Origin of the sequence: Enterococcus sp. ZJ1622 (assembly GCF_011038845.1) — a bacterium.
Classification (GTDB): Bacteria; Bacillota; Bacilli; order Lactobacillales; family Enterococcaceae; genus Enterococcus_B.
The window spans coordinates 42,173-63,085 of the sequence record NZ_JAAKDW010000002.1 but is presented as its reverse complement, the minus strand read 5'-3'; the positions used below and the strand labels follow the sequence as shown (position 1 = coordinate 63,085).

Below are 20,913 nucleotides of genomic sequence, written 5' to 3'. Positions count from 1 at the left end.
TTGTAGTAAAATAAAAAGTAACAAATCGATTACTGGAGAAGATGCTATGACGGAAAAGAAATTGGATTTATTACTTGATACTTGTTTATTGGCCGGGAAGATCATGATGGAAAGCAATGCGGAGATGTATCGAGTAGAAGACACGATGAGTCGTATCGCTTTAGCTTCCGGGAATTTCCGTTTAGTGAGTTATGTCACTCAGACTGGTCTGTTTATCGGGCTTGACCGCACCTCTACTATCCGAATGGAACAGATCACCAATCGTTCGATCAACTTAGAAAAAGTCGTGAAAGTGAACAATCTTTCACGAAAATATGTCGCTGGAGAACTTACCTTGCCAGAGCTTTATCAGGAGCTACAAGATATCGAGCGAGACCGCTCCTTCTTTCCCGTTTGGCTGCAGATTCTCAGTGCGGCTGTCATCAGCGCAACGATCATGGTCCTATTCGGCGGTGAGTTGGCTGATTTACCTGTCACTTTGGCGATTGGCGGTATCGGGTACGCAATCTATCTCTTTAGTCTGAAATTCTTTCGTATCAAGTTCCTATCTGAATTCCTGTCTTCTTTGCTGATTGGCGTAGCAGCTATTTTCAGTGTACGGCTTGGGATAGGGATCAATCAGGATTTGATCATTATCGGCTGTGTCATGCCATTAGTCCCAGGTGTACAGATCACGAATGCCATTCGTGATCTGTTAGCCGGACATTATGTTTCGGGCGTGTCTCGCGGGACTGAAGCGATGATGACCGCTACCATGATCGGCTTTGCGGTAGCCTTTATATTTCAGCTTTTTTATTAAGAAAGGAGCACGAAGATGGGAACTGTTGTGATTCAATTTTCTTTTAGTTTTTTAGCAACTGCAGCATTTGCAGTCATTACGAATGTTCCACGCCGTTCATTGATCTGGTGCGGGTTTTCTGGCGCATTCGGCTGGATGATCTATTGGGTATGTGTACAGATGGGTGGCTCAGCAGCGTTTGGGTCTTTGCTAGGTTCCCTTGGAGTTGCTTTTATCAGTGATATTTTTTCCAAACGATTGAAAATGCCTGTTACTATTTTCAATATTCCTAGCATGGTCCCCTTAGTTCCAGGTGGACTAGCTTATCAGGCCGTGCGAAATTTAGTGACAGAATCCTATCAAGCAGCCGCTCATTACACAGTCCAAGCAATCATGATCGCTGGGGCAATCGCTCTTGGTCTGGTTTTGTCTGAAGTTTTCAACCATAATATCCGTAATTTCAAAGTCAAAAGAGACGCTATTTTGCTGAAGAGGAAAAAGAGATTTTTAAAATAAGAGGTTGTGAGCCTGACGTTTAACTCTGAGGCACAAGGAACAATTTCAACAAACAGCTCCTCATGTTTGATGAATATTGTGACTTGTGCCCGAGGAGTTGGCAGGGGAACACCGTTTAGTGGAGAGGTCGTGAAAGAGACGGTCAGCCTTGAGCGATAAGAAGTGATTTTGAAAAATATCTTCCCATATTTTTACAAAATCGTGCCTTATTGCCGATAGGCTGTCTCTTGAACACCGTTTAGTGGAGAGGTCGTGACAACTGCTTTTTGATCTGAGTATTAGAGAGAAAAAATGGAAAATAGCTCCTCATATTTTGTATCTGATCGGGCTTAGTGCCGCTCAGCTTTAAGAGCCAAGTAGATACGTTGCATCATCCGATCACTGATATTCTTAATGATTTCAGCCAAAAGAGAACGGAACGAAAACAGCTTTTTTCTGTTTTTGTTCCGTTCTCTGGTTTTATCATCAAAAAAACTAATCACTAGGTTCTTCCCTTTTTCTAGTTCAATCAAATCTAGACCAGAATACTCGTTTGTAATGCCATACCCAAAGAGCAGAACAGCCGAGGATAAGAAACCATACTACGCCATTTAGCAGCCAAAACGGAAAGATGAATGCCGCTATTCCATATAAAACTAGAAGAATGACACTTCCGATTATCGTCCCAATCATCGCAGCTACAAGTCCTAGTGCGCCTGACCCTCGCGTAAATAACTGATTGATATTGGTCCATTCTAGCTGCAGCATGCGATAATCTCGTGCAAAGAAGCGCATAGACAATAGATAGCTGCCTAAAATCGATCCTAATACTAGGATGAATAAAAACAATAAAGGCATTCGAAAAATCACGCCACTCACTAATGCGATTCCTCCAGTCAGGAACATCTGCAAGCAACAGGCAAAACGAAACTTTTCTTTCAGATATTTTTTCATGGATAAGGGCAGTGAACGGATAAACAAGAAATTTTCCCGATCAAGAGAGATCATATTACTCACGAAAGACGTTTGGTTCACTGTCAGGAAAGCGAACGACACCCCCGCAAGAAACACCACACCAATCAGGCGGATATCGATACTGCTCAAATCGATCTCTCCGGTAAACGCAAAAGCAAACACAAAGATGATAGGTGTCAATAATGAGGACGACAGGACCTGCATGATCAGATTCGGATCACGAACTAATTGTGAATGATAACTCCACAATAATTGCTTCAGGTTCTGATTTTTTTTATGTTTGCGCTTGGCTTCGGTACCACTCATCGCTGTCGTCAATTGATCATAAAGCTTCGGTAGAATCCCTATTTTGATCCCCCCTGCTAACCCTGCTGCAACCATCATCACACCCAGCCAACTCAGCACACCGATCTGTGTAAAGGGCTGACTGATCGCATAATAGAACGGTATGAAAAGTGAAATCACCTCATGATCTGTATAGCCTTTTTCAAAGGTCGACGTCTGATTATTCATTAACAGTATCCCGAAGATCGCTACTAGCATCGATCCGCCAAGAAGTAAGCTCGTCACCAGTTTTTTATGTTTTTGGAAAAACGCAGTCCTTGCCAGGCCAAATACGATCAGGCTGCTCAAGCAGAAAATAAGTACTAAACAGAGACAAAAAAGCAGGAATGAGAACAAAATCACAAATGGCAACAACAGCCCAGAACGCCATCCTGTTAAAATAAACACGACTATCAATGGTAAGACATAAGGCGCGACGGTCAATGCAACAACAGCGATTTTAGCTAAAAAAATCTGTCCTTGTCTGAAAGGCAAAGGCAAAAAAGTTTGTAGATCGTTCCCTTCAAAAAACACATTGTAAATGATCGTCACACTTTGAGACAGACCTAATATCCCGAAAAGAGCCATATAATAAGTAAAAAAACCAGGCATTCGACTGAAATCGACCATGAACATCGTAAATCCGTAGATCAGCAAAAAAATCATTGCAGATAATACGTACTGTCTCAATAGATAACTAGATAGTTCTTTTCCGCTTTTTCCTTTTTCACGTGCTTTGTTCGTCAATTGCGGATTGGCATATCGAAGATTCACTCGCGTCAGCTCGATCAACTGTCCTTTAACCATGCAGCTCACCTGCTGCTTGTCTGCCAGCCATTTTCAAATAGATCGTTTCCAGCGATTCGTTCGGCGATCCCTGCAAAAGATCACTTACCTCTCCCTGATAGATCAATTCCCCTTTTTTCAATATGGCGATCTTATCACATAACTGTTGTGCCGTATCCAAGACATGGGTCGAGAAAATCACTGTTTTCCCTTTCGCAGCATGCGCTTTCATCATTTCTTTCAGATCATAGGCTGCTTGAGGGTCTAACCCTTGTAACGGCTCGTCCAGTACCCAGATGTCTGGATCAGGCAGCAGCGTCCCGATCAGGATCGTTTTCTGCCGCATACCATGTGAAAAACTAGCGAGCGTTTCCTCCCGATGGACATTCATATCAAAAAGCGCTGTCAATTCTGCCAATCGCGTTTCTTTTTCTTCCTTATCCAATTCATATGCAGCGCTGATCAGATCCCAGTATTCCCCAGCAGTCAGCTGCAAAAAAATATCTGGTGAATCAGGCACATAACCGATTTTTCGTTTGATTTCCATGCGATTGTTCCGCAACTCTGTCCCGTCCACTCGAATCGTGCCTGATGTCGGTTCGATGATACTCACCAGACTTTTGATCGTCGTCGATTTTCCTGCACCGTTATGTCCTAAAAAGCCGAAAATCTCTCCTTGTTCGATTGTGAGCGTTAGTTCTTTCAATGCTTGTTTCGTCCCGTAGTTCTTGCTTAAATGGATAAATTCGATCATTCTGTCACTCCTTTAGCTGATTGTTATCTTTTATTGTACTCCTTGCTTTATTCGGCGTAAATGCGAAAATCAGAAAAAGGCAAAAAAGCGCATGGGGTGCTGTCACACTCCATGCGCTTTTTTTTAAAACGAACGATAGACGTATTGGTTCTTAGGCGCTTCTATTTTTACGGCTTTTGTTACTACCACCGTTGGTATTTCTCGCTTGAATGGTTGATAATAATCAGATTGGATCGTTCCTTCTATTTTATACCATTCATCATTTTTGACTGTCATTCCTTCTGGCAGATGCGTCAGCAATCCAAAGACGCCGGAGTCCGCCACACAATGGATGATCCCGAAACGGAACAAGAAAATGTCTTCTTTCTCTTTTTCTGGTGTCCGGTAGACGAAGCCTTCATAAGATACGTTTTTCCCGATGAATTCACTTGGATAATTATAGATCAGTTCCATGACTTCCAAATAATTCTCATCCGTGATCTTGATCGTTTGCTTATCGCCGTATTTTTCTTTTAATTCATTCATTTGATCCAGATAATCAGATTTATTGAAATAAATACTGGTATCCGGTTTCAAGTACTGTGTCTGCATTTCTGGATCACCCACAGATTCTTTGCTTACAGGAAAATTGAAACCCTTTGCTTCTACGATCGTGGTATCGAGACTGACGGTCGGAAACAAAGTGCCCACGATCACTGGCAGTGCCAGTAAAACATAAGCGATCACCCGCTGATAAGGTTTTGACAGGCCATGTTCATGGTCATGCAACTGCTCAGGATCCTTCTCATGAGAATTTCCTTTCCCATCTTTTACCCATAAATAAAGCTGGACTAGCGCTAATAGTGCAGACAAAATCATCGAAAGGATCGCTAAATACCGATAATGGACGTTGATATACTGGTCAAGTTTGCCAGATACTTGCAAATACATCATCAGTTCGAAATAACCGGATAATATCAAAAATCGTATCATGTTTCTCCTCCTAGATGAATAGTGTGAAGCCGACCACGCTCAAAGCGATCAGTCCGATCAGTGAAAGGATGAACCGTCCAGTGAAGTAGCGTTCCATCATCAACAGATTCTTGATATCTACCATAGGACCGAAAACCAGAAAAGCCACGACTGGAGCAGTACCGAACAAGCTCAATAAGGAAGAACCGATGAATGCATCTGCTTCGGAGCAAAGCGACATGGTAAAAGCTAGCAGTAGCATGATGATGATCGCCAAAATCTTCGTGGAACCTAGCGTCAGCATGACACGAGTCGGCAGATAAGTTTGCATTGCCGAGGCGATCAGTCCACCGATGATCAAATAACGGCCAGTATCAAAAAATTCATCGATTGCATGGGTCAACACATGCCCCGTTTGTCTCGTGAAGCGACTGATCCAGTTAGGGCGAGCGGTCGCTTCTGCTTTTTCTGGCTGTCCGTGGTGATGGTGATGATGTCCGTCACTCGTTTTCACGGATATTTTTTCTTTCAATACAGATTCTTTCTGAAAATAAGCTAGCCACACTCCGATGATCAGCGCCACGATAAAGCTCCCTAGCATCCGCCAGCCTGCCATTTTCCAAGAATTGCCGAATGCGATGAATGTGGAAAATATGACGATAGGATTGATGATAGGAGCAGTCAGCATAAAAGCAAAAGCAGTATGTACTGGTACGCCTTTTTTTACGAACTGGTGAACGATCGGTACGATTCCGCATTCACAGGATGGAAAGAAAAAGCCTAAGATCGACCCCAACAAAATAGATAACAGCCGATTTTGCGGAAGCCAGCGTTTCACGCGCTCCGGTGTTAAGAATACTTGCAAGGCTCCAGAGATGATACAGCCTAATAAAACAAATGGCAATGCTTCGATCACGATCGACAAGAAGATCGTACTCATCTGCAAAACCGAATTGGGCATAAAAGAAAACATGTGTTTCCTCCTTCTATTTCTACATCATTTGCTTTGACAATATACGCTTTTCTTTAAAAAAAAACAAGCTTCTCTGAAATTTTTTACATAAGTCTTATCTTTCCTTCACAAACAGTTTGATTGACTTTTTTCATATTTGCGATTAAATTAAGTATCCTTACATACTTGCTTCTAAAAGGAGAATAGACATGAAAAAAACAACAGATCTAGCGCAAGTCCAAACAAGACTACAAAAAGAAGAAACAGCAGTCGTCTATCTTTCTATGCCAGGATGCAGTGTCTGCCATGCCGTCCGGCCTCGTATCGAAGAGCTGCTGACTCATTATGATCTCCCTGCTTTTCATCTGGATGCCGACGAAACACCAGAAGTCGCTAGCGCTTTTGAAGTATTGACAGCTCCTGTTGTCCTTATCTATCATCACGGAAAAGAAGTTGCCCGACAAGCGCGCTTCATTGATTTCAATAAGATCAAACAGCTTTTGGACCAGCTGACAGCAGAAGAAGACTCACTTTCTTACGAGGAATTATTCTCAGGAAAATAAAGCAGACAAAAAAAGAGGTTGTGATCCTGCCGTTCAACTCTGAGGCACAAGGAACAATTTCAAAAAACAGCTTCTCATGTTTTATGTATATTGTGACTTGTGCCCGAGGAGTTGGCAGGAGAACACCGTTTATTCGAAAAAAGGTGTGACAGAATTCTTGTCACACCTTTTTTTCTGCTAGTCTTCAGTTGTGTGGATCGATGGATCAGAATGTAAAAAGTAGATCAATGTCTGCAATTCATTCGTCAGGTCCACATTTTGGATCAAGACATCTGCAGGTGCATTCAAACGCGCAGCTGTAAAGTTCAAGATTCCTTTGATTCCGGCTTCTGTCAGCTTATTCACCACTTCTTGCGCTCTTTCTGCAGGAATGGTCAGAATCGCTACTTCGATTTGCTGGATCCTGATTTGTTCCGTCATGTCTTCCATCGGATAAACAGGGATGCCGTCTACGATTCGACCAACGATTTCTTCATTGACATCAAAAGCACAGCTGACACGGATACTGTTGCTTTGATGGAATTTATATTTCAGCAACGCACTTCCCAGATTACCGACACCGATCAGTGCCACATTTGTTAACTGATCGTCATTCAGCGTTTTTGCAAAAAAGTGCATCAAATCTTCTACATCATAGCCGTATCCGCGTTTTCCAAGTTCGCCAAAATAAGAAAAGTCTCGACGGATCGTTGCACTGTCGACTTGGACTGCTTCACTCAACTCAGTCGAAGATACCTTTTTCTTTCCAGCATTATTTAAAATTCTTAAATAACGATAATACAAAGGCAGCCTTTTTGCCGTCGCCTTTGGAATAATATGATCTTTCACGTAATGACCTCCACGTATTGTCTATTTCATCTTGATTTATACATCATAGCAGTATGTATAGGAAAAAATCAATTTCATTGCTCGAATATTGTGAAATTTTATTCTTTATTCATTTTTTTATCATTTACGTCAATCTCGCAGTATCAAAGATTTTATGGTAGACTACTAGATGAAAATGAGATTTTATTTCTAGGAGAATTCACAAAGTAGAAAAGAGGATTCCATGATATTATTACAAGCCAATCAGATCGCCCGACATTTTGGGGCAGAGATTTTATTTGAAAACATCCATTTAGAAATCAGCACCGGCGCACGGATCGCCTTAGTAGGAAGAAACGGTGCTGGAAAATCGACTTTACTGAAAATCATCGCCGGGATCGAAAGTCCAGACGAGGGTTCGATCGCTAAAAACAAAACGGCTACGCTTGGGTATTTAGCACAGGATACTGGGCTGGATTCAACTGAGACCGTATGGAACGAGATGCTGAAAGCATTCGAAAATGTCCGGCAAATGGAACATCGTATGCGCGAATTAGAGCTTTTCATCAGTGAAGGCACGCCAGATACGCCGACTTATGAGTCCCATCTCAAAGAATACGATCGTCTCCAACACGAATTTTCCGATAAGAACGGCTATGGTTATGAAAACGAGATCAGATCCGTCTTACATGGTTTCAAGTTCGATCCTTCCTTTTATGATCAGACGATCAACACCTTATCTGGAGGGCAACGGACTCGTCTTGCATTAGCAAGGATGTTGCTGCAGCATCCTGACATCCTGATACTCGATGAACCAACGAACCATCTGGATATCGAGACCCTCTCCTGGCTTGAGGGATATCTGCAAAGCTATACAGGTGCGTTACTGATCGTTTCACATGACCGCTACTTTTTAGATAAAGTCGTAACAGAAGTCTATGAACTGAGCCGGAAGAAAATGCGTCATTATAAAGGCAACTATTCAAGATACCTGGATGTAAAAGCCGAACAATTAGCAAGTGACTGGAAAGCCTACGAAAAACAGCAGACGGAAATCCACAAGCTAGAAGATTTCGTTGCACGTAATCTCGTTCGAGCATCCACGACAAAACGTGCCCAAAGCCGCCGGAAAGCCTTAGAAAAGATCGACCGTCTGGATCGGCCGCAAGGAGACGAAAAACAAGCACATTTTCTTTTCAGCGTAGAAAAACCTTCAGGAAATGTCGTTTTACAAGTCGAAGATGCTGCGATCGGTTATGATGGCGAGATCTTATCCGAACCGATCAATCTGGATATCCGCCGACAAGAAGCGATCGCATTAGTCGGGCCAAATGGGATAGGAAAATCGACCTTGCTGAAATCCATCATCCATCAGCTGCCATTCATCCGAGGAAAAGAAACGCTCGGAACCAACGTCAGCATCGGATACTATGACCAAGGTCAGGCAGATCTGCATACGAACAAAACGATCTTAGCCGAATTATGGGATGAACATCCAACCACGCCTGAAAAAGAAATCCGCAGTGTACTCGGTGCCTTTTTATTCTCTGGTGAAGACGTTGAAAAAACGATCCCTTTATTGAGCGGTGGCGAAAAAGCACGCGTTGCCTTGGCAAAACTGGCCATGAACAAGGAGAATTTCCTGATACTGGATGAACCAACCAACCATTTGGATATCGATAACAAAGAGGTACTTGAAAATGCACTGATCGATTATGACGGGACACTCCTATTTGTTTCCCATGACCGCTACTTCATCAATCGAATCGCGACAAAAGTCGTTGAACTTTCAGAAAATGGCAGCAAAGTCTATTTAGGCGATTATGATTATTATCTGGAAAAGAAACAGGAGGAAGAAGAAATCGCTGAGCTGCTAGCGCAAGATGAGCCAGCAGCAGCACCCGTTCCTACGAACAAATCCGATTATTACCAAAGCAAAGAACAGCAAAAGCTCATCCGCAGCCTAGAGCGGAAGATCACCCAAGTCGAAGAAGAGATGACCCATTTAGATGAGCTGATCGATCAGCTGGAACAAGAAATGGTTTCTCCAGAAATCCTTGATGACCATGTGAAACTCAACGAGCTGAACCAAGCTTTAGAATCTGCTAGACAAGATCAAGAAACAAAATTGACTGAGTGGGAAGAACTGAGCTTGGAATTAGAAGAATATGACAATTGATGAAAGGAGCTGTGACAAAAGTCTTGTCGCAGTTCCTTTTTCCGAATAAACGGTGTCCCAGAAACTGCCTATCGGCAATAAGGCACGATTTTTTAAAATATGGGAAGCTATTTTTCATTTTTATGGGCTAATACTCAGATCAAAACGCAGTTGTCACGACCTCTCCACTATGTTTCCCTGCCAATTCCTCGGGCACAAGTCACAATATTCATCAAACATGAGAAGCTGTTTTTTGAAATTGTTCCTTGTGCCTCAGAGTTAAACGGCAGGCTCACAACCTCTTCACTAAACGGTGTTCAAAAGCTTGCATCTGCGGTAATAAGCCCAACCAAACGAAAAATATGAAAAGCTATTTTTGTTTGGTTGTTCTTATTACTTGATGCAGGGCAGCTTTTTCACAACCTCTCTTTCAGGCAGGCTTAATTTTTTTATTCAGTCACTTGATCAGTGCCAGAAATTCTTCTATTTTTTTCGTCGGCTCTAAATATTCAATAAAAATGCCGGCACAATTTTTTGCCGTTTCTGTCAGAAAATAGTACGATCATGTTAGAAAAGGAGATGTTTTTATGAAAGTTGTAGTGATCGGCGGTGTCGCTGGAGGGCCTTCTTTTGCGACTCGTTTGCGCCGCTTGAATGAAGAACACGAGATCATCATTTATGAACGCGGAGAGCATATCTCTTATGCAAGCTGTGCCTTGCCTTATTATTTAGGAGATGTGATCGAAGACCGTGATACATTGATCGAACGAACACCAGAAATCTTGAAAGTAAAAAACAATATCGATGTCTTCACTAAACATGAAGTCACAAAAATCGACCCTTCTACCAAACGATTGACGGTCAAGAATCTAGAGACGAATGAAGAAACTGAAACTTCTTATGACAAGCTGATCATTTCTGCTGGTGCCAGACCTGCTTATCCAGAGATCCCTGGTGTTTCAGAAGCAGAAAACGGATTTGTTTTGCGTAGTGTGACAGACGCGGATCGAATCAAAGCTTTCATGGAAAAAGAGCAGCCGCAGTCGGTGGTCATCCTTGGTGCAGGAGTCATGGGCTTGGAATTAGCGGAGAACTTCAAACATCGCAAGATGGCAGTCACTTTGATCGACCAGCTGCCTCAAGTCGCTTTTCCTTATGATCCCGAAATCGCTGATCTAATCTATGATAAATTGATCGAAAAAGGGCTAACCGTCCATCTAAGTACGAAAGTGACTGAGATCCGTCAAAACGGAAAAGAACTTCTATTATCCGATGGCTCTATCCTCCACACGGATATGCTTGTCTTTGCTGTAGGCGTGTCACCTAATAACGAAGTAGTTGAAGCTGCTGGTATCACGTTGTCTGAAAATGGACAGATAATTGTCGATGATCAGTTGCGGACGAATCTGCCTGACGTGTATGCGATTGGTGATATCATCGAGACTACCAGTGTCGTCACTGGACAGCCGATCTCAAGTATGCTGTCTAGTGCAGCGAACCGTCAAGGACATATGCTGGCAGATATGTTGAACGGTACTCCTATGCGTTATCGAGGCTATATCGGAGCTGGTGTCGGCAAAATTTTCGATTACACCGCAAGCTATGCTGGAATGACGGAGCATGCGCTGCAAGCAGCTGGCATCACGAATTACAAAACAATTTTTATCACTCCGTTCGATCATGCCTATTTTTACCCAGGAGCTACTCGATTGAATTTGAAACTGATTTTTGATGCGGATACTGGCCGGATCTTAGGTGGCCAAGCCGTGGGAGAAAAAGGGGTCGATAAACGGATGGGCGAATTATCTGTGGCGATCACCGGAAATCTGACTGTCTTCGATCTGCCTGATTTGGAATTACCTTACTCACCTCCTTATTCTACAACGCGCGATCCATTGAATATCGCAGGCTATGTTGCGATCAATCAGATGACAAACGTCGTTGAAACGATCAAAGCAAGTGACATTCCTGAGAACGATCTTATGCAGGCATTTTTCCTGGATATCCGTGAACCGAACAAGGCGCCTTCTGGCAGTATTCCGGCAACTAAAAATATCCCGATGAATGAATTGCGTGATCGGATCAATGAGATTCCGAAAGATAAAAAAGTATATATCACTTTCCGAAAAGGACTGAATACGTATACCTCTGCTCGTATCTTAGCCGGTTTTGGCATCAAAGCTGTTCTGATCGAAGAATAAAAAAACGACCGCGGTGGGTAGCCGCGGTCTAGGAGTTATTTTTACTTGAGGAGTAAAAATGAAAAAGTATATAGGGTTGTTGGTTGGTATGTATATAGAATAGAAGATAAATATGAAGAATTTATGTCTTATTCTTTGACTTTTAGTAGGAAAAAGGTTAAGAAAATATAAACATGACCCTGTTTTATTATTTCATCCTTTTTTCCTTCAATATATCAGTAAAAACGACTATTTGAGATCACGACTCCTCCCTCCACCGTCAGATGCTATATCTGACAGTGAAGGGAGGAGTCGTTTTTAGGAGTTCTTTTCAATTATCTTTCCTGACTTATTGTATTAACATCATTTGAAACGTTCACAAGTGATGGTCTTTTTCCTGTTCCTAACTCTTTAAGTGTCTTGAGGTCCTCCATGTATTTTTTCTGTACTTCTTCATTGATTATATAATGATTAATATTTGAACGCTTGACTGTTTCATTTAAAGCATCCAGATTTAGCTTTCGATTCTTGAGTTGACTATCCAAGCATGCGCAAAGACGATCATAGCGCATCTTGACTTGTTCCTCATACTGTTCAGAAGTTCCCACTAGACCTTCTTGTTTCGCTCCCGTCCCTCGTTGTTTTTTAAAATTTTGCGCGACTTTAACATCTTGGTTCAGCCAATAATGGAAGAAATCTGAGAGATAAAACTTATCTTTGTAGAATTCCGCCATCGCTGACGTGAATTTCTGATTGATCACTGCTTTTTCGGTAACAGGGAGCTCATCGTAGTTCTCTGGATATAACGTTTCGTTTAAGTCTTGTGCTTTCTTTTGTGCTTGCTGTAATCGATCAAGCGCTTCTTCTGTTGAGGTACAAATGATCTCTGGCTTAGAAAAATATTTTTTGTAAGTCTCAAATTCGTTTGATTTTTCAATTTCTCTATTCGTTTTTGTTGTATAGGAACTTAAAATAACCTTCTGTGTTTTTGCATTACTTTTTTCAGAAAAGTCATATTGCTGTCTTCTTCTAAATAATCGTGTAAACAATTCCCTCAGGTTCATGTTCTCTCCTCCTAGCTCTTTTCCAAGTAAAGTAGCATGTCTACGTGGAAGAATCTAGGTCATTTTTTCCCTATCGATCAGGAGAAAATGGAAGGAATGTTTCGGTTTCTGATGAATCAGCGATCCCAGACTTCATCTGCGACTTCTTGCAGCAATCGGATTTTGTCCCATTGTTCTTCTTCAGTCAGATGGTTGCCTTCTTCTGTCGAAGCAAAGCCGCATTGAGGACTGATACTCAAGTTTTCCAGCGGTATGAATTCTTGTGCTTCTTTTAGGCGTGCTTTGATCTGGTCTTTTTCTTCCAATTCAGGAAATTTAGAAGTTACTAAGCCTAACACTACTTTGCTTTCTTTGTTTTTCCAATATCTCAATGGCGTGAAATCACCCGCACGGTCAGAATCATACTCTAAAAAGAAGCCGTCATAATTTGTAGCAAACAACTCCTCAGCAATCGGTTCGTATCCTCCGGAAAACAGCCAAGAAGAAGCATGGTTGCCTCGACAAATATGCGTAGTCACGGTCAAATCTGCTGGTTTATCTGCCAATGCCTTATTGATGATCGTTGTGCAGACTTGTGCCATTTCTTTTGGATCGATGCCTTGTTTCAGCAATTCTTCTCTTTTTGTCTGATCCGCTAAGAATGCCCAGTTCGTATCATCGAATTGCAAATAGCGACAGCCTTTTTCATAAAAAGCTCGAACCGCTGCCTGATAGGTTTTTGCCAGATCTTCATAGAATTCAGAGAGATCTGGATAGATTTCATTGATTCTTGAAGAACCATCATTGGCCAATATTTCTTGTCTCAAGAGCATTGCAGGGCTTGGGATCGTTGCTTTTGCGACAGAACCGTCTCCTGTTTCCACTGTTTTTTTCAAGAAAGCAAAATCTTCCAGAAATGGATGGTTCTCATTGAATGAGAGTTTGTCCACTACTCGAACGTTATAAGAAGGTGCGGCCTTTCCATGGAATGTCTGATTATATCCTGTCTCTGGGACATATCCTTCCACGCCATTCAATTCTTCTAGAAAATCGAGATGCCAAAATCCTCGCCGAAACTCGCCATCTGTGATCCCTTTCAACCCAACAGCTTTTTGACTTTCAACCAGTTCTTTTATTTCATGATCTTCGATGGCTCGAAGTTCTTCTTTTGTAAGAGAACCTTCTTGCACTTTTTTTCTGGCTTCTTTGATTGCTATTGGACGTAAAAAACTTCCTACATGATCGACTGTAAATGGGATATCTCTATTCATACTGTTCACTCTCTTCTCTTTTTTTATAAAAAAAAGCCCTTTACCAGCATCTGCTAGTAAAGGACGATTATACTCGTGGTACCACCTTTTTTTAGAAAGAACGTTCTTTCCCTCAATCTGACAATAAGATCAGCGGTCTGGATAACGACAGACTACCCGTTTTTTCCTACCTCTCGACAAAAATCCTCCAAGGCCATCTTCAACAGGAAATTTCTGGCTTTTTCCACCACCCAAAGCCTCTCTTGAACCATTTCGTGTTTACTTTCCTTTTCTTCGGATATGATTAGAATAATATTAGATTAACATTTTTTAGGTAAAAGTCAAGGAGATGCAAAATCCCAACCTTCACTACTGCTAAGCAAAAAAGCGCCTGAAAAGACGCTTTGCCAAGAAATGGAAAAGTGCGTACGCAATAGACGTTGAGCTCTGTCTGTTGCGTACGCAGATTTTTTTCCATTTTATAGAATTTGATGATCATTTCCGATACATCTTGAATTCCAGGAACAGATCATTGTAGATGCCCAGATATTTTGGTCCCAGGTCTTCATAGACTTCAAGATGCGAGATCGTTTCGTCCGATGGATAGAATTGCTCATCTTCTGAAATTTCTTTTGGCAATAATGCTTTTGCTTGTTTGTTCGGTGTCGAATAGCCGATGTATTCCGCATTTTGAGCGGCATTTTTCGGATCAAGCATGAAATTGATGAAATCATATGCTCCTTCTTTGTTCTTCGCAGTCTTAGGCATCACGATATTGTCAAACCAAAGATTGGACCCTTCTGAAGGGATCACATAATGCAGATGCTCGTTTTCATACATCATATCTGCCGCTTCACCAGAAAATGTGACAGCAGCAGATGCTTCTTCATTGATCATGTACATCTTGATCTCATCTGCAACAATAGCTTTCACATTCGGGGTCAAATGATTCAATTTATTTGCTGCTTCTTTCAATTGTGTCAGATCTTTGCTATTCAATGAATAGCCTAAACTGTTGAGCGAAAGGCCCATGACCTCCCGAGCGCCATCAATCAGCATCAAGCTGTCTTTCAGCTCGGGTTTCCACAGATCATCCCAATGCTTTATCTGGTCTTTCTGATAAAATTTATCATTATAAACGATCCCAAGAGTGCCCCAGAAATACGGAATGGAATAGCGGTTATCCGGGTCAAAATCTAAATCCAAGAATCTTGGATCGATGTTTTCCAGTCCTTTGATTTTGGAATGGTCCAATGGGAGAACGAGATTTTCTTTGATCATCTTCTGGATCATATATTCACTTGGGATCGCAATATCATAATTGGTCCCGCCTTGTTGGATCTTCGTGAACATCGCTTCATTCGAATCAAAGGTCTCGTAGTTTACTTTATACCCATATTCTTTTTCGAATTTTGTGATCAGACTGGGATCAATGTAGTCTCCCCAATTGTAAATCGTCAGGATCTTTGCACCACTCATCCCGCTCGTTTTTTCCAGCTGGCGTACGCCAAGAAGCAAAACCACAATGATCACGAGGATGCCAAGAAGCAGAGATTGTAATTTTTTCATCGCAGTCGTGCCACCCCCTCGCGTATTCTTTTGTTTTTCTTCAGCCGTTTTGGTCGATTTTCTTTACTAATGAAATAATACCCGATCACTAGGACCATCGAGAACAAGAAGACCAACGCACTCAATGCATTGATTTCTAAGCTGATCCCTTGCCTTGCTCGAGAATAGATCTCGACAGACAATGTCGTAAAGCCGTTTCCTGTCACGAAGAACGTCACGGCGAAATCATCTAGCGAATACGTGAATGCCATGAAATAACCGGCAATGATCCCTGGAGACAGGTACGGCAAAATGATGTTTTTGACTACTTGGAGATTATTGGCCCCTAGATCTCTTGCTGCATCCACCATCGAGTCATTCATCTCCTGCAATTTCGGCAGCACCATCAGTACGACAATAGGGATACTGAATGCGATATGAGAAAGCAGAACACTCTGGAATCCTAAACCAAAACCTAAAAAGGTAAAGAAAATCAAAAAACTGGCACCGATGATCACATCTGGCGAAACGAGTAAAATGTTGTTCATGCTTAATAAAGCCGTACGTGCCTGCCGCTTTTTCGTATAATAGATCCCCATAGCGCCGAATGTTCCGATGACTGTTGCGATCAAGGCTGACAAAAACGCCAGCATGAAAGTGTTCAGCACGATAATGATCAGTCGCGTATCTTCAAAAACTGCCTGATAATTTTCCCATGTGAATCCTGTGAAGCTGTTCATCGTCCCACCGGCATTGAAGGAGTAAAAGATCAAGTAGAAGATCGGTAAGTATAGCAGTAAAAACACAATGGTTAGATAAAGATAAGACCATTTGAATTTTTTCATCAAGAACGTCCTCCTTTTTTCTTTTCACCTGTCAACAGCATGACGATGAACATCGCAATGATCAAGATCACACCGATCGTCGAACCCATTCCCCAGTTTTGAGTCACGAGAAAATGCTGTTCGATCGCTGTTCCCAAAGTGATGACCCGATTCCCTCCGATCAGACGTGTCAGCATGAATAGAGAAAGAGACGGAATAAACACAGCCTGTACACCACTTTTCACGCCATTCAAAGACAATGGAAAGATCACTCGTCGGAAGGTCTCGAAATTATTGGCGCCCAAATCACGACTCGCACTGATCAGTGAAGGATTCATTTCTTCTAGCGCATTGAAAATAGGCATGATCATAAATGGGATCTCGATATAGGCTGCAACAAACAAGAAACTGAAATCAGTGAATAAGAGCTGTTTCGGCCCAATGCCGAGAAACTCGAAAAAGTGATTGACGCTGCCATGGATACTGAATATCCCGATGAATGCGTACGCTTTTAGCAAAAGATTCACCCAAGTAGGCAAGATGATCAGCATCAGCCAAAGCTGTTTATGCTTCAATTTCGTCAGAAAATACGCAGTCGGATAACTGATGACCAATGTGAACAAAGTGATCAAAAGTGCGTACCAGACAGAATTCAAGGTCATCGAAAGATACGTCCCTGATGTGAAATAATCTGCGTAATTCGACCATGTGAACCGTCCGTTCATATCAAAAAATGACTGATAAACGATCATCAGTACTGGCGCGATAACAAATAGACCCAGCCACAAGATATAAGGGACTGAATAGATTCTGCGCATGGTTCTCATTCTTGTCCCCTCCTATTCTTCATAACTGTCCAGACGTGCATCGAATTCTTCTTCTGTTTCATTGAAACGCATCACATGGATATCTTCCGGTTCAAAAGCCAAGCCGACTTTACTGCCTTCTTTTGCTTTTTTCGTCGAATGGACCATCCATTCATTCTGCTGTTCATCGTAGCAGATGATCTCATAGTGGACGCCTCGGAACAGCTGAGTATCGACTGTCACGACTAATTTTCCTTTGTCTGGTGTCGTGATCGTCAAGTCTTCTGGACGCAGCACGACTTCTACCGGTTCATTCGGTCTCATCCCGCCATCGACACATTCGAATCGTTTTCCGACGAATTCTACCAGATTGTCTTCGATCATCACTCCGTTTACGATATTGCTTTCTCCAACGAAATCTGCTACGAAATGGCTGATCGGTTCATCGTAGATATCTACTGGCGTACCGCTTTGGACGATTTTCCCTTTATTCATGACGAAGATCTCATCGCTCATCGCAAGAGCTTCTTCTTGATCATGGGTCACAAAAATGAAAGTGATCCCTAAGCGCTGCTGCAAATCTCTCAGCTCATACTGCATATCTGTACGTAATTTCAGGTCCAGTGCAGACAACGGTTCATCTAGCAGCAAGACTTTCGGCTCATTCACGATCGCACGGGCAATCGCTACACGTTGTCTCTGACCGCCAGACATCTCGCTGATTTCTCGTTTTTCGTAACCTGGAAGCTGGACCATTCTCAAAGCATCTTTTACTTTCTTCTCGATATCCGCTTTAGACATTTTTTTGATTTTCAAGCCGAAAGCGACATTGTCGAACACGTTCATGTGAGGAAAAAGTGCGTAATCTTGGAAAACAGTATTGACTTGCCGTTTATTCGCGGGCAGATCATTCAACCGTTTCCCTTCAAAATAGATATCTCCTTCTGTTGCCTCAGTGAAACCTGCGATGATTCGTAAAATCGTGGTTTTCCCACAGCCGGATGGTCCTAATAATGTATAGAATTTTCCTTGCTCGATCTCAAAACTGACATTTTTTAAAATTGTTTCATCATCATAGCGTTTCACTACCTGATCAAACGAAATAATTGGTTTCCCCACTTTTTTGCCTCCTTTATTACAAGTACGATTCTGTTGCGACAATCAATGCTTTGGTTCTCTTTGTCAGATGATTCCTCAGCTGATGCTGTTTGGTCGCCTGATAATAGATCGACTGACCTGCTTTCGCCACATAAACCGTCTCTCCTAAGCTTAACTCTAATTCCCCTTCTAGCACAAAAATAAACGTTTCAGATAACGATGGCTCGAAGGTCTTATATTCGCCCGCTTTGTCGAATGTCAACAAAACTGGTTCCATTTCTTTTTCATTTGAATCTGCGACCAGCCATTCCAATTCATAGCCATTTTCCTCATCAGAATAAATCGTATGATCTTCTTTTGAATAAACAACTTGTAGATTCGCTGTCTCCTGATGGAAAAATTCTTCTGGGGTCACACCGAGAACTTCTAAGATCGAAAAAAAAGTCTCCATCGACGGAGAACTCAAATCCCGTTCAAGCTGTGAAATATACCCTTTTGACAAATCTGTCCGTTCGCCCAGCTCTTCTTGTGTCAAGTTCTTTTGGATACGCAGATTCCTTAGCTTTTCACCAATCTCCATCGTTTCCTCCTCGCAAAAGTTTTCTGTTAGTAAACACGAAGTTTACTGCCACTCGTATTAGTATACGAATTTTGACAGAAAAGGCAACCCATATTTTACATTTTTTGTGCTCCTATCGATGATCAGCTGTTTTTAATTCGTTCAAACGTCTCTAAACACAGCAAAAATCAACCGTTTCTTCTGCTCTAGCCTCCTAGAGCTCCCATGTACTTTCTGCTTTTTGCTTTTAAGCATTTTTTACATATTTCACGAGAAAGAACTGCCGTAAACTCACGTGTTTTGTGGTATGATAGAAGAAAATTTTGAAAGGAGCACTATTCATGCGTACATTTAAAAAGTTCCAAGTAGCAAAGGAACCTGATTTTCAGCTAAAAATCGTCCAACAAGAATTTTCTGAATTGGCAGATAACGAAGTACTGGTGAAAGTCGCCTATTCTGATGTCAATTACAAAGATGCACTGGCCAGCACTGAGTCTGGGAATGTGATCCGAAACTACCCTATGACACCAGGAATCGATCTTTCAGGAACTGTTGTCAAAAGCCGAGACCCTCGTTTCAAGTCTGGAGATCTTGTTCTTGTGACGGGTTATGGTTTAGGTGTCACACATCCAGGCGGGTATAGCGAATATCAGATCGTTCCAAGTGACTGGCTCATCTTGCTTCCAGAGAATCTATCCACGCGCCAAGCAATGATCTTGGGCACTGCCGGATTTACTGCGGCGCTCGCTGTGAACGCTTTATTGAAACAAGGAATGTCTACTGATGCCCATATTGTTGTAACCGGTGCATCTGGTGGTGTCGGAAGTACAGCGATCGCTTTGCTTCGTAAACTTGGTTTCACTTCCATCACTGCACTTTCTCGTAAACAAGAGGCGAACGACTGGCTCAAACAGCTTGGAGCGTCTAAAGTCCTTCATCCAGCTGATTTTTTACCTGAAAAACCAAAACCTCTCGGGAAACAGCAGATCGATTACATAATCGACACAGTCGGCGGGAATCAGTTGAGTCAGTTACTGCCACTTCTTTCATATGATGGTGCTGGTGCGTTATGTGGCAATGCTGGCGGGATCGAATTGCATACGACTGTTCTGCCGTTTATCTTGCGCAATGTCCAGCTGATTGGGATCGATTCAGTCAATGTGGCTCATGAAAATAGGGTAACTGTTTGGCAGCAGTTAGCAGATCTTGCCATTGCAGATGATCTCCATGTCCAAGAAATCACCTTGGAGCAGCTTCCAGCTACGATCGATCAGCTTCTTTCAGGGACACATCAGGGCCGAACATTAGTACATGTAGGTGGACAAGAATGAGAATACTGATTACTGCAGGTGGTACAAGTGAAAAAATCGATCAGGTCCGCTCGATCACGAATCATTCTACGGGAAGACTAGGACAAACGCTAGCTGAACACCTTGCCAATAAACCTGAGAATACGATCGATTATGTCACGACGACCCATGCCATCCATCCGAACGCGAAAGAAAACATCCATATCCATCTGATCGAATCGACACAGGAACTCTTCTCAACACTGGAATCGCTCTTGAAGCAGCAAACTTATGATGCGATCATCCATAGTATGGCGGTGAGCGATTTTACTCCTGCATTCAGTCTCTCTGAGGAACAGTTTGTCGATCGTTTCCCTTTAGAGAAGACACCTGATGCTTTCTCTGAATGGGTGACTGAAAATGAAACACTATCTGATGCTCAGTCAAAAATTTCTTCTGACACAGACCACTTAGTCCTTGTTCTGAAGAAAACACCAAAAATCATCCAGTTTCTGCGTAAGTGGCAGCCTGATGCCAAGATCGTCGGTTTTAAATTATTAGTAGATGTCCCAAAAGAACAGCTTTTGGCAGTAGCAGAAAAAAGTTTGAGGACGAATCAAACAGATTTTATCTTTGCCAATGACTTGACGGAGATCCACGGCGTTCATCACCACGGCTACTTGCTCTTTGCCGATGGGACCATCAAGGAAGCTCAGACAAAAAAAGAAATCGCTGAATTGATCGCAAAGAATCTCTCATAAAGGAGTGGATAC

At 42.2% G+C, this 20,913-nt stretch carries 19 protein-coding genes and 1 other annotated feature; of the genes, 7 read left to right on the top strand and 12 right to left on the bottom strand.

Going from position 1 to position 20,913, the window contains the following annotated elements:
* Positions 1-46: 46 nt before the first annotated feature.
* Together G7Y42_RS02090 and G7Y42_RS02085 are read left to right on the top strand one after the other, a co-directional pair.
* The gene (locus G7Y42_RS02090; RefSeq protein WP_165003775.1) at positions 47-799 is read left to right on the top strand and encodes a threonine/serine exporter family protein; all 753 of its coding nucleotides are present in this window, start codon (positions 47-49) and stop codon (positions 797-799) included.
* Positions 800-814: 15 nt separating this feature from the next.
* Positions 815-1,294, top strand: a complete 480-nt coding sequence (locus G7Y42_RS02085; RefSeq protein ID WP_165003777.1) for a threonine/serine exporter family protein — start codon at positions 815-817, stop codon at positions 1,292-1,294.
* Between the two features lie 504 nt (positions 1,295-1,798).
* On the opposite strand, the gene G7Y42_RS02080 is transcribed toward G7Y42_RS02085, so the two are convergent.
* From G7Y42_RS02080 to G7Y42_RS02065, 4 genes are all read right to left on the bottom strand, one after another.
* A complete protein-coding gene (locus G7Y42_RS02080) occupies positions 1,799-3,379 on the bottom strand; it encodes an ABC transporter (protein ID WP_165003779.1) in 1,581 nt (526 codons plus the stop codon).
* Positions 3,372-4,112, bottom strand: a complete 741-nt coding sequence (locus tag G7Y42_RS02075; RefSeq protein ID WP_165003781.1) for an ABC transporter ATP-binding protein — start codon at positions 4,110-4,112, stop codon at positions 3,372-3,374. The genes G7Y42_RS02080 and G7Y42_RS02075 overlap by 8 nt, the downstream gene beginning before the upstream one ends.
* A 123-nt stretch (positions 4,113-4,235) precedes the next feature.
* The gene (locus G7Y42_RS02070; RefSeq protein WP_165003783.1) at positions 4,236-5,084 is read right to left on the bottom strand and encodes a TIGR03943 family protein; all 849 of its coding nucleotides are present in this window, start codon (positions 5,082-5,084) and stop codon (positions 4,236-4,238) included.
* 10 nt (positions 5,085-5,094) lie between these two features.
* The gene (locus tag G7Y42_RS02065) at positions 5,095-6,036 is read right to left on the bottom strand and encodes a permease (protein WP_165003786.1); all 942 of its coding nucleotides are present in this window, start codon (positions 6,034-6,036) and stop codon (positions 5,095-5,097) included.
* A 188-nt stretch (positions 6,037-6,224) separates the two neighbouring features.
* Between G7Y42_RS02065 and G7Y42_RS02060 the strand changes: the two genes are divergently transcribed.
* Positions 6,225-6,578: a thioredoxin family protein gene (locus G7Y42_RS02060; RefSeq protein ID WP_165003788.1), complete on the top strand. Its 354-nt coding sequence runs from the start codon at positions 6,225-6,227 to the stop codon at positions 6,576-6,578.
* A gap of 177 nt (positions 6,579-6,755) precedes the next feature.
* On the opposite strand, the gene G7Y42_RS02055 is transcribed toward G7Y42_RS02060, so the two are convergent.
* The gene (locus G7Y42_RS02055; protein ID WP_165003789.1) at positions 6,756-7,406 is read right to left on the bottom strand and encodes a redox-sensing transcriptional repressor Rex; all 651 of its coding nucleotides are present in this window, start codon (positions 7,404-7,406) and stop codon (positions 6,756-6,758) included.
* A gap of 223 nt (positions 7,407-7,629) precedes the next feature.
* On the opposite strand from G7Y42_RS02055, the gene G7Y42_RS02050 reads away from it, so the two are divergent.
* Both G7Y42_RS02050 and G7Y42_RS02045 read left to right on the top strand, forming a co-directional pair.
* Positions 7,630-9,564, top strand: coding sequence for an ABC-F family ATP-binding cassette domain-containing protein (locus G7Y42_RS02050; protein WP_165003791.1), 1,935 nt, complete (start codon positions 7,630-7,632; stop codon positions 9,562-9,564).
* A 566-nt stretch (positions 9,565-10,130) separates the two neighbouring features.
* Positions 10,131-11,744: an FAD-dependent oxidoreductase gene (locus G7Y42_RS02045; RefSeq protein ID WP_165003793.1), complete on the top strand. Its 1,614-nt coding sequence runs from the start codon at positions 10,131-10,133 to the stop codon at positions 11,742-11,744.
* 314 nt (positions 11,745-12,058) lie between these two features.
* On the opposite strand, the gene G7Y42_RS02040 is transcribed toward G7Y42_RS02045, so the two are convergent.
* The 7 genes from G7Y42_RS02040 to G7Y42_RS02010 all read right to left on the bottom strand — a co-directional run bounded on the left by G7Y42_RS02040 (position 12,059) and on the right by G7Y42_RS02010 (position 18,872).
* On the bottom strand, positions 12,059-12,787 hold the full coding sequence (locus tag G7Y42_RS02040; RefSeq protein ID WP_165003795.1) for a hypothetical protein: 729 nt from the start codon (positions 12,785-12,787) through the stop codon (positions 12,059-12,061).
* Between the two features lie 116 nt (positions 12,788-12,903).
* Positions 12,904-14,037, bottom strand: coding sequence for a 5-methyltetrahydropteroyltriglutamate--homocysteine S-methyltransferase (locus G7Y42_RS02035; RefSeq protein ID WP_165003797.1), 1,134 nt, complete (start codon positions 14,035-14,037; stop codon positions 12,904-12,906).
* Between the two features lie 56 nt (positions 14,038-14,093).
* Positions 14,094-14,320, bottom strand: a binding site (T-box leader).
* A gap of 191 nt (positions 14,321-14,511) precedes the next feature.
* Complete coding sequence (locus tag G7Y42_RS02030; RefSeq protein ID WP_165003799.1) at positions 14,512-15,585, bottom strand: ABC transporter substrate-binding protein; 1,074 nt, start codon at positions 15,583-15,585, stop codon at positions 14,512-14,514.
* Complete coding sequence (locus G7Y42_RS02025; RefSeq protein WP_165003801.1) at positions 15,582-16,409, bottom strand: ABC transporter permease; 828 nt, start codon at positions 16,407-16,409, stop codon at positions 15,582-15,584. The genes G7Y42_RS02030 and G7Y42_RS02025 overlap by 4 nt, the downstream gene beginning before the upstream one ends.
* The gene (locus G7Y42_RS02020; RefSeq protein WP_165003803.1) at positions 16,409-17,215 is read right to left on the bottom strand and encodes an ABC transporter permease; all 807 of its coding nucleotides are present in this window, start codon (positions 17,213-17,215) and stop codon (positions 16,409-16,411) included. The genes G7Y42_RS02025 and G7Y42_RS02020 overlap by 1 nt, the downstream gene beginning before the upstream one ends.
* A 12-nt stretch (positions 17,216-17,227) precedes the next feature.
* Positions 17,228-18,313 (bottom strand): ABC transporter ATP-binding protein, encoded by a 1,086-nt coding sequence (locus G7Y42_RS02015; protein WP_165003807.1) that lies wholly within the window; start codon positions 18,311-18,313, stop codon positions 17,228-17,230.
* A 16-nt stretch (positions 18,314-18,329) separates the two neighbouring features.
* Complete coding sequence (locus G7Y42_RS02010) at positions 18,330-18,872, bottom strand: XRE family transcriptional regulator (RefSeq protein ID WP_165003809.1); 543 nt, start codon at positions 18,870-18,872, stop codon at positions 18,330-18,332.
* 320 nt (positions 18,873-19,192) lie between these two features.
* On the opposite strand from G7Y42_RS02010, the gene G7Y42_RS02005 reads away from it, so the two are divergent.
* Positions 19,193-20,182, top strand: a complete 990-nt coding sequence (locus tag G7Y42_RS02005; protein ID WP_165003811.1) for an acryloyl-CoA reductase — start codon at positions 19,193-19,195, stop codon at positions 20,180-20,182.
* On the top strand, positions 20,179-20,901 hold the full coding sequence (locus G7Y42_RS02000; RefSeq protein ID WP_165003813.1) for a phosphopantothenate--cysteine ligase: 723 nt from the start codon (positions 20,179-20,181) through the stop codon (positions 20,899-20,901). The genes G7Y42_RS02005 and G7Y42_RS02000 overlap by 4 nt, the downstream gene beginning before the upstream one ends.
* Positions 20,902-20,913: the final 12 nt, after the last annotated feature.

Bases quoted from the DNA above. Each gene is read 5' to 3' on its own strand.
- G7Y42_RS02035 (WP_165003797.1), bottom strand. From the start codon at position 14,037: ATGAATAGAGATATCCCATTTACAGTCGATCATGTAGGAAGTTTTTTA.
- G7Y42_RS02045 (WP_165003793.1), top strand. From the start codon at position 10,131: ATGAAAGTTGTAGTGATCGGCGGTGTCGCTGGAGGGCCTTCTTTTGCG.
- G7Y42_RS02010 (WP_165003809.1), bottom strand. From the start codon at position 18,872: ATGGAGATTGGTGAAAAGCTAAGGAATCTGCGTATCCAAAAGAACTTG.
- G7Y42_RS02065 (WP_165003786.1), bottom strand. From the start codon at position 6,036: ATGTTTTCTTTTATGCCCAATTCGGTTTTGCAGATGAGTACGATCTTC.
- G7Y42_RS02090 (WP_165003775.1), top strand. From the start codon at position 47: ATGACGGAAAAGAAATTGGATTTATTACTTGATACTTGTTTATTGGCC.
- G7Y42_RS02075 (WP_165003781.1), bottom strand. From the start codon at position 4,112: ATGATCGAATTTATCCATTTAAGCAAGAACTACGGGACGAAACAAGCA.
- G7Y42_RS02080 (WP_165003779.1), bottom strand. From the start codon at position 3,379: ATGGTTAAAGGACAGTTGATCGAGCTGACGCGAGTGAATCTTCGATAT.
- G7Y42_RS02025 (WP_165003801.1), bottom strand. From the start codon at position 16,409: ATGAAAAAATTCAAATGGTCTTATCTTTATCTAACCATTGTGTTTTTA.
- G7Y42_RS02070 (WP_165003783.1), bottom strand. From the start codon at position 5,084: ATGATACGATTTTTGATATTATCCGGTTATTTCGAACTGATGATGTAT.
- G7Y42_RS02030 (WP_165003799.1), bottom strand. From the start codon at position 15,585: ATGAAAAAATTACAATCTCTGCTTCTTGGCATCCTCGTGATCATTGTG.
- G7Y42_RS02040 (WP_165003795.1), bottom strand. From the start codon at position 12,787: ATGAACCTGAGGGAATTGTTTACACGATTATTTAGAAGAAGACAGCAA.
- G7Y42_RS02005 (WP_165003811.1), top strand. From the start codon at position 19,193: ATGCGTACATTTAAAAAGTTCCAAGTAGCAAAGGAACCTGATTTTCAG.
- G7Y42_RS02020 (WP_165003803.1), bottom strand. From the start codon at position 17,215: ATGAGAACCATGCGCAGAATCTATTCAGTCCCTTATATCTTGTGGCTG.
- G7Y42_RS02085 (WP_165003777.1), top strand. From the start codon at position 815: ATGGGAACTGTTGTGATTCAATTTTCTTTTAGTTTTTTAGCAACTGCA.
- G7Y42_RS02060 (WP_165003788.1), top strand. From the start codon at position 6,225: ATGAAAAAAACAACAGATCTAGCGCAAGTCCAAACAAGACTACAAAAA.
- G7Y42_RS02000 (WP_165003813.1), top strand. From the start codon at position 20,179: ATGAGAATACTGATTACTGCAGGTGGTACAAGTGAAAAAATCGATCAG.
- G7Y42_RS02050 (WP_165003791.1), top strand. From the start codon at position 7,630: ATGATATTATTACAAGCCAATCAGATCGCCCGACATTTTGGGGCAGAG.